The sequence below is a fragment of the Catenulispora sp. MAP12-49 genome, from assembly GCF_041262705.1.
Lineage (GTDB): Bacteria > Actinomycetota > Actinomycetes > Streptomycetales > Catenulisporaceae > Catenulispora.
On record NZ_JBGCCP010000058.1, the window covers coordinates 32,413 to 41,256 of the forward strand.

Sequence of the window (8,844 nt, forward strand, 5' to 3'; positions counted from 1 at the left end):
AGACGGCGTAACGCCCAGCGCGCCCGGCGTGTGATCGCCCGGAAACCTGCCCTTCCTACGGTGCTGGCTGTGGGAACCCTCCCACGGCAGGGAGGGGCGGCCTTGACCACCACACCGGAAGCGACCCGGACCGCGCGCACCGTGTGCTCGTACTGCGGGGTCGGGTGCGGGATCACGCTGGAGATCGCCCGGGACCCGGAGACCGGGAAGCGGCGGGCGGTGAAGGCGTCCGGGGACAAGGCTCATCCGGCGAACTCCGGGCGGCTGTGTACCAAGGGCGCTACCAGCGTCGACATGATGGCCGCGCCGGGGCGCGTTCGTAAGGCGCTGGTGCGGGCCGAGCGCGGGGATGAGCCGGTCGAGACCGATGTCGATGAGGCGATCGCGACCGTCGCGGCTCGGCTGCGGGCGATCCTGGACGAGCACGGTCCCGACGCTCTGTACTTCTACGTCTCCGGCCAGATGTCGTTGGAGGCGCAGTACCTGGCCAACAAGCTGGCCAAGGGCTTTGTGCGGACCAACCAGATCGAGTCGAACTCGCGGCTGTGCATGGCCTCGGCCGGCTCCGGTTACAAGCTCTCGCTCGGTGCGGACGGCCCGCCCGGCTCGTATCAGGATTTTGACTCCGCCGATGTGTTCTTCGTCATCGGCGCGAACATGGCCGACTGCCATCCGATCCTGTTCCTGCGGATGATGGAGCGCGTCAAGGCCGGCGCCAAGCTGATCGTCGTCGATCCGCGGCGCAACGCCACCGCAGACAAGGCCGACCTGTTCCTGCCGATCAAGCCCGGCACCGACCTCGCACTGCTGAACGGCCTGCTGTACCTGTTGGTCGCGGACGGTCACATCGACGAGAACTTCATCGCCGAGCACACCGACGGCTGGGAGGCGATGCCGGAGTTCCTGCGCGACTATCCGCCGGAGACGGTCGCGCAGATCACCGGCCTGCCCGAAGCCGACATCCGGCAGGCCGCGGCGTGGATCGGCGCCGCGGGGGAGTGGATGAGCTGCTGGACCATGGGCCTCAACCAGTCCACGCACGGCACCTGGAACACCAACGCGCTGGTCAACCTGCACCTGGCGACCGGCGCGATCTGCCGCCCCGGCTCCGGCCCCTTCTCGCTGACCGGGCAGCCGAACGCGATGGGCGGCCGGGAGATGGGCTACATGGGCCCGGGACTGCCCGGGCAGCGCTCGGTCCTGGTCGCCGACGAGCGGGCCTTCATCGAGGGCATGTGGCAGATCCCCGAAGGCTCCCTGCGTACGGAGGTCGGACGGGGAACGGTCGAGATGTTCGGGCAGATGGCCGCCGGGGACATCAAGGCGTGCTGGATCATCTGCACCAACCCGGTGGCCTCGGTCGCCAACCGCAAGACCGTGATCGCCGGCCTGGAGGCCGCCGAGCTGGTCATCACCCAGGACGTCTTCGCCGAGACCGAGACGAACGCCTACGCCGACGTCGTCCTTCCGGCCACGCTGTGGGCCGAGTCCGACGGCGTCATGGTCAACTCCGAACGGAACCTGACCCTGGTGCCCGGCGTCATCGACCCGCCCGGCCAGGCGCTGCCGGACTGGCAGCTGATCGCGCGGGTGGCGTGCGAGATGGGCTTCGCGCAGGGCTTCACCTACGCGAGCTCTGAAGAGGTGTTCGAGGAACTGAAGCAGGCGTGGAACCCGAAGACCGGCTGGGACCTGCGCGGCTTGAGCTACGAACGGCTGCGCACCACCCCGGTCCAGTGGCCGGCGCCAGTCGCGGACGGCCCGGACCGCAACCCGATCCGCTACATCAACGACGGCGTCAGCCAGACCCTGCTGGAACACCAGGACGGGACGCGCCCCCGGCTCGCCTTCCCGACCGCGAACGGCCGGGCGCAGTTCTTCGCCCGGCCGCACCTGCCGCCGGCCGAGCTGCCCGACGACGACTATCCGTTCGTCCTGAACACCGGACGGCTTCAGCACCAGTGGCACACGATGACCAAGACCGGGAAGGTCGCCAAGCTCACCAAGCTCACCCCGGGGCCTTTCGTCGAGGTCCACCCGGAGGACGCGGCACGTCTCGGCATCGCCGAGGGTGATCCGGTGGAGGTCGCCTCGCGGCGCGGGCGCGCGGTGTTGCCCGCTGTGGTGACCGATCGGGTGCGGCTTGGGACCTGTTTCGCGCCCTTCCACTGGAACGACCTGTTCGGTGAGTACTTGAGCGTCAACGCTGTCACCAACGACGCGGTGGATCCGGTGTCCTTCCAGCCCGAGTTCAAGGTGTGCGCCGTGGCGCTGGCCAAGACGGCCGCGCCGGTGCCGGCGGTTGTCGTGACGCCCGCACCGGCTGCCGTGCCGGCCCCGACTCCGGCTCTGGCCGCCCCGACTCCGGCTCCGGCTCCGGCCCCGACTCCGGCTCTGGCCGCCCCGACTCCGACTCCGACTCCGGCTCCGGCTCCGGCTCTGGCTCCGGTCGCCGACGAGTTGGCCACCGTGTTCGGTATCGCCGATCTGGCCCCGCCGGTCTTGGCCGAGCCGGAACGCCACTACCTGGCAGGGTTCTTGTCCGGCCTGGCTTTGAGGCCGCCGGATGGGAGCGTTCCGGTGCTGCCGCCGGGCGCGCCGTTCGCGCCGGAGACCGCGCTGTGGGTCGATGGCGTGCTGGCCGGGAGGTTCTCGCGCACCGCGTTGCTCGACAGGGCAGATCCAGAATCGGTCCCGGCGACCCGACGGCTGCTCGTGCTCTGGGCCTCGCAGACCGGCAACGCCGAGCAGTTCGCGGCGACCGTCACCGAACGCCTGGCGGCCGAGGGCCAGCGCGCCGAACTGCTGCCGATGGCCGACGCCGCCCCGGAGCATCTGATCCCTGATACCGATGCCCTGATCGTGACCAGCACCTTCGGCGACGGCGACGCCCCGGACAACGGCGCAGGGTTCTGGCAGGCGCTGTCCGCCCCTGACGCCGCCCGGCTCGACGGACTCCGGTACGCGGTCCTGGCCCTGGGCGACTCCAACTACGACGACTTCTGCGGACACGGCCGGCGGATCGACGAACGGCTCGCCGAACTCGGCGCCACGCGGCTTCTGGACCGGACCGACTGCGAACCGGACTACGAGGACCCCGCCGATCAGTGGCTGGGCAGCATCATCAGCGTCCTGGCACAGCCGATTGCCGTGCCCGCGGCCGTCGAGGCAGCGCCGAACCCGACGAATCCACCTCCGGCCGCAACTGCCCCGGCCTTTGCGCCGACTACAGCGCCGACCGCCCCGCCAGCCTCCGCGCCGACCACCGGCCCCGCCCCCGCATCCGCCTACACCAAAGCCTCGCCGTTCTCGACCCTGCTCGTCGGAAACCGCCTGCTGAGCCTGCCCGGCTCCGGCAAGGAGATCCGCCAGTTCGCCTTCGGCACCCGCGAGGGCCAACTGGCCTACCAGGCCGGCGACGCCCTCGGCGTGTGGCCCGTCAACGGCGCCGACCTGGTCGCCGAGTGGCTCGCGCTCACCGGCGCCGATCCCGCCGAGCCGGTCGAGCTGGTCCAGGCCGGCGGCGCCGCGCCGCTGCCGCTGGCCGAGGCCCTGCGTACCCGCCTGGACATCACGCGCATCACCACCGACCTGCTGAAGTTCGTGGCCGACCGGACCGGCAACCACGACCTGAAACGGCTGGTGCGTCCGGACAACAAGGACGAACTCGCCAAGTGGGCCTGGGGCCGCCAGGCCGCCGACCTGCTCGCGGCGTTCCCGGTCCGAGCCCCGGCCGCCGAGTGGGTCAGGGTGCTCAAACGCCTGCAGCCGCGCCTGTACTCGATCTCCTCCAGCCCGCTGGCCCACCCCGGCCAGGTCCGCCTCACCGTCTCGGTCGTCCGCTACAGCGGCGAGAGCGGCCGGGACCGGGGCGGCGTGTGCTCGACGTACCTGGCCGACCACGCCGACGACGGCCCGGTGCAGGTCTTCGTCCAGTCCTCCCCGCACTTCCGCCCGCCGGCCGACCCCGCCACCCCCACGATCATGATCGGCCCCGGAACCGGCGTCGCACCGTTCATCGGCTTCCTGGAGGAGCGCCGCGAACGCGGCCACACCGGCGCCAACTGGCTCTTCTTCGGCGAACAGCATCAGGCCACTGACTTCTACTACCGCGAGGAACTGGAGGCACACCGGGCATCGGGCCTGCTGGACCGCCTGGACGTCGCCTTCTCCCGCGACCAGCGCGCCAAGATCTACGTCCAGGACCGGATGCGCGACCACGGCGTCCGGCTGTGGCGCCGGCTGCAGGAAGGCGCCCACCTCTACGTCTGCGGCGACGCCACGCGCATGGCCAAGGACGTCGACCAGGCGCTGAGGGACATCGCCATGGCCCACGGCGGCATGGACGAGCAGGAGGCCGCCGCCTACCTGCGGCGGCTGGCGGGGGACAAGCGGTACGTGCGCGACGTCTACTGAGCCGATTCCCAGCCGGGCTCGCCTGCCCGTACGAGTCCGGGTGTAAGGACTCGGGCCGGCCGCCAGCCGCCGGCTGACTTCGGCCAGACCTCAGCCGATGTCCAACAGCTGTTCGTAGAACCCGCCGAACCCGCCGGCGGGTTCTACGAGGTGGATCTCCAGGATCCAGTGGCAGACGCGCCCGGCGCGGTCCGTGCCGCGCATCGGCGTGGTGTTGCCCGGGGCGATGTAGGAGTGGATGCGCTCGGCGTCCATGATCTCGTGCGGGAATTCGCCGACCAGGTGTCCGGCGAAGCCGGTGCCGCCGAGGTGCCAGCCGGCTTCGCGGGCCAGCCGGTCGATTTCGGCGTGCAGCTGCGCGCCGGTGATGGCGGGGTGCTCGGCGAAGAAGCGGCGGCCGGCGTCGAAGATGCGGGGGAGGTCGGCGGTCAGGCGGAGTTTGACCGGGTCGTCGCCCAGGACGTAGGTGCGGCCGAGGTCGGCTTCGAATTCGGCGAAGATCGGGCCGAAGTCGGCGAAGGCGATGTCGTCGTGCTGCAGGATGCGGTCCGGGGGGTTGTCGTTGTAGGGCAGCAGGGTGTTGGGGCCGGAGCGGATGATGCGCTTGTGCCAGTGGCGGGTGGCGCCGAACAGGTCGTCGGCCAGGTCCCGGATCCGGTCGCTGATCGCCTTCTCGGACTGGCCGGCGGCGATCAGGCCGTGTTCGACCACTGTGTCGAACAGTTTGATGGCGTTGGCCTGCGCCTCCAGCAGCCGCCGGATTCGGAACTCCTCGGCGGTCGCGGAGTTGACGTACACCCACGCCTTCGCCCCGGAGCGCAGCTCGACGGGGACGCGCAGATAGTCGACCTCGTAGGCGTCGGCGGCGGCGAGGTCGTCCGGGCTCAGGGTGAACACCGTGCCCTCGACCGCGTCGTGCGGGTCGCCGCTCGGCACGGCGACCGGGTGCAGTTCGTTGCCGCTGTCGGCGATCACCGAGGCGTCGGTGATCGCCACCGTCTCCAGGCGGAAGCCGACGAGCGCGTCGGGCCGTCCGGACAGCTCGCGGCCGAACCTGGCCGTCTGGACGCGCGGCAGCCGGAGGGTGCCGTAGGAGAACAGAAGTTGGTCAGCCATGGAGACCCCCGGGTGCGCGGTGCAGATACCAGCGGAATCTTCTCACCCGGGCCGCATCTACGCGTCGGCGCTCCATCGATTTGCGTATCAGTGTCTAGTGGCGGTTAACGTAAGACCCGGCCGGGCAGATCCCGAGGTATTCGGCGGGCACGCCGACCCACAGGACGATTCTCAGGGGGTAGGCGTTTGCAGCCCATGGTGCCGCGTCAGTCCACGGCTGAGGCCGGCTTCTCCGCGTTGGAGGAGATCAAGGAGCTCGCCTTGTCGCGACCCGCCGCACGCGGCCAGTTGGGCCGACTCCGCGACGAGCACGTGACCCTGATCGCCGAGCTCGATCAGACCCACCCCGCCGCCGCCGATCTCGGCGACCGGTACGTCGACGCCGGAGCACGCGGGATCGCCGTCCGCACCCGCACGTCCGACGCGGACCCCGGCGCCGTGGCACAGATCAGTGCCCGCATTCACGCCCCGCTGCTGTCCCTGGAGCCGGCCGACTCCAGCTACCGGCTCTGGTGGGCCCGGGCCTGCGGCGCCGACATGGTCGTGCTGCCCACCGAGACGCTGTCGGATCCGGCGCTGTACTCGCTGCTGGAGCGGGCCGAGTCGATCGGCATGGCCGCGATCGTCGAAGTGCGGGGGAGCGCGGATCTGGTGCGTGCGCTGCGGGCTCAGGCTAAGGCTGTCCTGTTGCGGCCTGATGCCGGTTCCGGTTCTGGTTCTAGTTCTGACGTCGGTGTCGGTGTCGGTGTCGGTGCCGGTGCCGGTATGGACGAGCTGCTGTCGCTGGTGCCGAACGGCGTGGTGAAGGTGGCCGAATGCGGTCCGGGCGGGCGTTCGAGCCTGATCACGTGCGCGCGCGGCGGTGCCGACGTCGTGCTGATCGGGGCGTCGCACCTGACCGGGACCGACCCCGCGTCGACCGTCGCCGGGCTCGCGGCCATGGGGGCCCACCCGGCTCTGACGGCGCGCGCCAGCCGGTCGGCCTGACTGGCAGAACAGCTCAGGGCCACCAGGGCCGGGTCGAGTTCGCGCAGCCCCCGCTGCGTTCACAGACATTGTGTTCGGCACCCGTCCGGCCGCCCCCGGCAGCCACCCGAGCGGCTCCGGCACCGTGCCGACCGTAGATTCGAAACCATGACCGGGACCTCGTGCCGACCCTGCTGGAGATCGCCGGGCTGGACGCCGCCGAGACGGCCGCCCGCCACCCGGGGCTCAAGGGGCACTCGCTGATGCCCGTGCTCCACGGCCGGCCGGTCCGCGAGGGCATCCTGAACGCGGTGGAGTCGATCACGACGCTGGACGCCTCGTTCTGGTTCGAGTTCGCCGACGCCGAGGCGCCCCGCCGGGCACACCCAAGCCGCAGCTCTACGACTACCAGGAGCGCCAGGGCCGCCACCCCGACGACCTGCTGGACGAGCTGAACACCCCCGAGCGCCGCCGCCGCTACATCGGCGAGTTCTTCGGCCACCGCATGTGGTGCCCGCCCAACGCCTTCAGCGAGGCCGACATCGCCCTGCTCACCGAGTCGGCTACCGCGCGCGAGCAGTGATGGTGATGACGCCGGACAGGCGGGGGAGTAGCGGCGTGAGAATACGGTGACGGTTGGAGCGTTTGGGGCGCCGGATCCGGGCTATCAGGAAGGTCGGCCGTCCCGGCCTCCCCCCCGCCGGGACGGCCAATCGCGTTCTTTGTGCCTGTGGCGGTGTTCCCGGGCGCAGCCGCAGCGATCCTGATCACTTTCCCGCGCCCCCTGGTTTGATCATGGCTGATCGCGGATAATCGGCGCGTTTGACCGGCGACGACCCTGGGAGGGCGGCATGCACGACGGGAGTGTGAGTTCGGGGAACGGTACGGAGCGAGAACTGCTCCTGCCACCCGCGGCCCACGCAGACGTACCGGACCTGCGTACGCGCGCAAGCCGGAGCCTGCGGCAGGTGCTCCTGCGACGCGGGGCCTTCGCCACCGCGATCGCGCTCGTGGCGCTGGTCGTCTCCTACCACTACGGCGGCCTGCTCGGCGCCGGCCAGCACCATGTCCTGCACCACCTGCTGGCGGCGGCGGGCGCCCTGGTGTTCCTCGGGGCCGCGGTGATCGCCGTGCGCTGCGCGACCAACGACATCCTGGGGCTGGTGCACGTCCCGGGCCGGCTCAGCGATGCCCGCGCGAGCACGTTCCGCATCCTGTGCCTGCTGTGCGGCTACATCCTCGTGGTCCTGGGCGGCCTGAGCCTGCTGCGGGTCCCGGTCGGGCACCTGCTGCTGGGCGGAGTCCTGACCGGGGTCATCCTGGGTATCGCGGCCCAGCAGGTCCTGGCGAACGTCTTCGCGGGCATCACGATCCTGTTCGCCAAGCCCTTCGCTGTCGGCGACGAGCTGCGCATCCGCTCCGGCGCCCTCGGCGGCCCGATCGTCGGCCGCGTGTCCGGGATGACGCTGACGTACGTGACGGTGTCGACCATCGCCGGCCCGGTGCTGCTGCCGAACAGCGCGGTGCTCGCGGCGGCGGTGGGGCCGGCGGCGGAGTGGCTTGAGCCCTAAGGCTTGTGCGAGGCCCGCATCCACGGCAGCGCCGGCAGCGCGATCGCCGAGACCACGAGCGTGGCGAGTGTGTACGGGACGAGGTGGGCCAGCCGCGCCGGGTGCGGGGTGGCGGCCATGACGACCATCGCGACCAGGAACGGCAGCATCAGCAGATCGCCGGCGAGGAAACGTCTGTGGTCGACGCGCTTGCCCAGCCACAGGTGCGCGCTGATCCGGCCGCAGACGACGGCTCCGGCCGTGAACGCACAGACCAGGATCCGCCAGTCGTCGAGGACGACGCCGGGGTCGCCGTCGGCGGTGTGCCAGGCGTCGGCGAATTCGAAGCGGACGACATGGCCGCGCCAGACCGCCACCGGGATGCGCGAGCCGACCGGTGCCTGGCTCCTGACATCCTCGGAGTCGGACAGGTAGATATGGTCCGAGCCCTGACCGCCGGCCCAGGTCACTTCGGCGGAGGTGCTTCCGCCGAACTTCTTGGCCTTGGCGAAGTCGAGGCCGGCCACCGTCGCGCTGGTGTGGAGCACCCCGGCCTGGTCGGCGGCGAAGGAGTGCACGGTGCGCGTCTGGTCCTCCAAGGAGGAGACCGCCTTCAGTGACGCGAACACGAACCACAGTGCCGCGACGGTCAAGAGTACGCCGATAAACCGCGCACGCAGGCCGCTCACGATGTCCCCCCGGCTAGAGGGCTTTCGGACCGGATGTCGTTGCCGGGTCGACGTCTGGTGACAGGCTGTTACGTGCGCGCTATGCCGTTGGTATGAGGTATGGGAGG

The 8,844-nt window shown here is 70.8% G+C and carries 6 protein-coding genes and 1 pseudogene; 4 read left to right on the forward strand and 3 right to left on the reverse strand.

From position 1 onward, the window contains the following. Window positions 1-102 precede the first annotated feature (102 nt). Window positions 103-4,416 carry a molybdopterin-dependent oxidoreductase gene (locus ABIA35_RS46915; protein ID WP_370362327.1) on the forward strand — a complete coding sequence of 1,438 codons (4,314 nt, stop codon included), beginning with the start codon at window positions 103-105 and terminating at the stop codon, window positions 4,414-4,416. 90 nt (window positions 4,417-4,506) lie between these two features. Here the strand turns inward: ABIA35_RS46915 and ABIA35_RS46920 are convergent, their stop codons facing one another. Continuing rightward, window positions 4,507-5,214, reverse strand: coding sequence for a M24 family metallopeptidase (locus tag ABIA35_RS46920; RefSeq protein WP_370362330.1), 708 nt, complete (start codon window positions 5,212-5,214; stop codon window positions 4,507-4,509). Further along, window positions 5,212-5,532, reverse strand: a pseudogene (locus ABIA35_RS46925) (gamma-glutamylcyclotransferase family protein); the annotation flags it as partial. The pseudogene ABIA35_RS46925 and the gene ABIA35_RS46920, both read right to left, overlap by 3 nt. A 195-nt stretch (window positions 5,533-5,727) precedes the next feature. Here ABIA35_RS46925 and ABIA35_RS46930 point away from each other — a divergent pair. From ABIA35_RS46930 to ABIA35_RS46940, 3 genes are all read left to right on the forward strand, one after another. Further along, window positions 5,728-6,519 (forward strand): hypothetical protein, encoded by a 792-nt coding sequence (locus tag ABIA35_RS46930; RefSeq protein WP_370362328.1) that lies wholly within the window; start codon window positions 5,728-5,730, stop codon window positions 6,517-6,519. Window positions 6,520-6,680: 161 nt separating this feature from the next. After that, window positions 6,681-6,953, forward strand: coding sequence for a hypothetical protein (locus tag ABIA35_RS46935; RefSeq protein ID WP_370334072.1), 273 nt, complete (start codon window positions 6,681-6,683; stop codon window positions 6,951-6,953). 513 nt (window positions 6,954-7,466) lie between these two features. After that, window positions 7,467-8,069 (forward strand): mechanosensitive ion channel domain-containing protein, encoded by a 603-nt coding sequence (locus ABIA35_RS46940; protein WP_370334073.1) that lies wholly within the window; start codon window positions 7,467-7,469, stop codon window positions 8,067-8,069. Here the strand turns inward: ABIA35_RS46940 and ABIA35_RS46945 are convergent. After that, window positions 8,066-8,701, reverse strand: a complete 636-nt coding sequence (locus ABIA35_RS46945) for a hypothetical protein (RefSeq protein WP_370362329.1) — start codon at window positions 8,699-8,701, stop codon at window positions 8,066-8,068. The two genes, ABIA35_RS46940 and ABIA35_RS46945, sit on opposite strands and share 4 nt — an antisense overlap. Between the last annotated feature and the right edge of the window lie 143 nt (window positions 8,702-8,844).

Coding starts and splice junctions, on each gene's coding strand:
- ABIA35_RS46930 (WP_370362328.1), top strand. CDS start 5,728: ATGGTGCCGCGTCAGTCCACGGCTGAGGCCGGCTTCTCCGCGTTGGAG.